This is a genomic window from Methylobacter sp. BlB1, assembly GCF_015476545.1.
Lineage (GTDB): Bacteria > Pseudomonadota > Gammaproteobacteria > Methylococcales > Methylomonadaceae > Methylobacter.
Genome location: NZ_JADMKV010000155.1, coordinates 1 through 1,633 on the forward strand (window position 1 = coordinate 1; position 1,633 = coordinate 1,633).

General features: G+C 49.9%; 1 protein-coding gene. It reads left to right on the forward strand.

The features are described from left to right. Positions 1-99: 99 nt before the first annotated feature. Positions 100-1,633 (forward strand): potassium transporter Kup (locus tag IT781_RS21765; protein ID WP_194972265.1); only part of this gene is annotated, 1,534 nt, incomplete at its 3' end.

The following is a 1,633-nucleotide window of genomic DNA, read 5'->3' on the forward strand; positions in this document are numbered from 1 at the left end:
TACGACAAAATCGCTTGGTAGTTAAAGTACGACAAAGTCCCTTGGTGTTAACAGAAAGCGTCGGATTGGTCTTGTCCTGATTTCTCAAACGTATTTGTAATGGCAGCTGATAACAAAAACCAACAATTAACTGGATTAACTTTGGGGGCAATAGGCATCGTGTTCGGCGATATTGGCACGAGCCCCTTATATGCTGTTAAGGAAGTTTTTCATGCCGGATTAACTACAGATACTAGTCATATCCTTGGCGCTCTCTCGCTGATTTTCTGGTCGTTGACGCTGGTGGTCACGACCAAATATGCGATTTTCATCATGCGTGCCGACAACAAAGGCGAAGGCGGCATCATGGCGCTGATGGTGCTGGCCTTGCACGGTTCCCGGGATAATCCGGGCAAAATGCGTTTCATTGTCACCATTGGTTTGATTGGAGCGGTTCTGTTTTATGGCGACGGCATGATCACGCCGGCCATTTCCGTGCTCAGCGCGGTCGAAGGCCTGAGCGTTGTTGCTCCGCCGCTAGCGCAATATGTGGTGCCGATTACCGTTGCCGTGCTGGGTGGACTGTTTGTTATACAGGCTAAAGGCACCGGCGAGGTTGGCAAATTGTTCGCGCCGGTCATGTGTATCTGGTTTGCTGTGCTGGGGATCATGGGGATAATTAATATTGTCCAGCAGCCGGAGGTATTAATGGCTGTTAATCCCTATTATGCAGTCAACCTGCTGGGTGAATTGGGCTGGAAAGGTTTTTTAATCATGGGATCAGTGGTGTTAGTCGTTACTGGTGCTGAAGCACTGTATGCTGACATGGGACATTTCGGCCTGAAACCGATACGCTATGCCTGGTTCAGCTTTGTCTTTCCGGCCCTGCTGCTCAATTATTTTGGCCAAGGCGCACTGTTGCTTAGGCATCCCGAGGCGATAGAAAATCCGTTCTACCTGCTCGCACCGACCTGGGCGCTGTATCCGCTATTGGTACTTTCGACGCTAGCCACAGTGATTGCCTCGCAGGCGGTCATTTCCGGTGCCTTTTCGATAACACGGCAGGCCATACAATTGGGCTACTGCCCGCGTATGCAGATTCTGCATACCTCGGGCGAGGAAATGGGGCAGGTTTATATCTCGGTTGTCAACTGGCTGCTGATGGTTTCAGTATTTGTGCTGGTGTTGAGCTTTCAGTCTTCATCGGCACTGGCTTCAGCCTACGGTATTGCCGTTACAGGCACCATGATTACGACCACAATCCTGGCTTTTATCGTGATTTCGGAATTATGGCAATGGAAAAGAAGCACCAGCATTGCTTTTTTATCAGTTTTCCTTGCTATAGATTTCCTGTTTCTTTCGTCTAACAGCCTGAAAATTCCGACCGGCGGCTGGTTGCCGTTAGTCGTTGGTTCCGCACTATTTCTGATGATCACCACCTGGATCAAAGGCCGCGAACTGTTGGCGGCCTATCTGGATGAAAAACGGGTATTGTTCGAAGAACTGGAAGAAAAAGTATTGGATCAGTCCCTGGTGACGGCGCCAGGCTCGGCCATCTATTTAGCCAAAAATCTGCATGGCGTGCCACAAGTGATGGTGCACAACCTTGAGCACAATCATGTCTTGCACGAGCAAGTCATGGTGCTGACGGTCG